Consider the following 560-nt stretch of genomic DNA (forward strand, 5'->3'; position numbering starts at 1 on the left):
ACCATCTGCGGATCGACGCGCCGGAGGGGCTGATCTCCGCCACGCCCCTTGTGCTGCTGGCGCCGGCCGGGGCGCGTCCGGTGGACTGGGTGCTGGTCGCCGCCAAGGCCTATGACACCGAGGGCGTGGCGGCCTGGTTGCCGGGGCTGCTCGGCCCCGCGACCCGCGTGGCGATCCTGCAAAACGGCGTCGAGCATCGCGAGCGCTTCGCCGCCCATGTCGCGGCTGAGGCGCTGCTCCCCGTCATCGTGGACCTGCCGGCCGAGCGGACGGCGCCCGGCCATGTCCGCCAGCGCCGCCGCGGCACGCTCGTCGTTCCCGCCGGCCCGGCCGGCAAAGCCTTCGTGGCCCTGTTCGACGGCGCCGGGCTCGACGTTTCGACATCCGCCGATTTCCGCACGCAGGCCTGGCGCAAGCTCGTCGTCAACAGCGCCGGCGCGGTGTCGGCGCTGACCCTGAAGCCCGCCGGCGTCGCGCGGGACGAGGCGATCGGCGGGATCATGCTGGCGCTCATGCGCGAATGCATCGCGGTCGGACGCGCGGAGGGCGCGCTCCTTGAC

1 protein-coding gene is annotated in these 560 nt (G+C 74.3%); it reads left to right on the plus strand.

All coding sequences use genetic code 11. From position 1 onward, the window contains the following. On the plus strand, positions 1-560 hold a 560-nt coding region (locus tag AC1DWF_RS37470), incomplete at both ends, for a 2-dehydropantoate 2-reductase N-terminal domain-containing protein (protein ID WP_476843483.1).

This window comes from Aminobacter sp. P4_D5 (assembly GCF_056401815.1).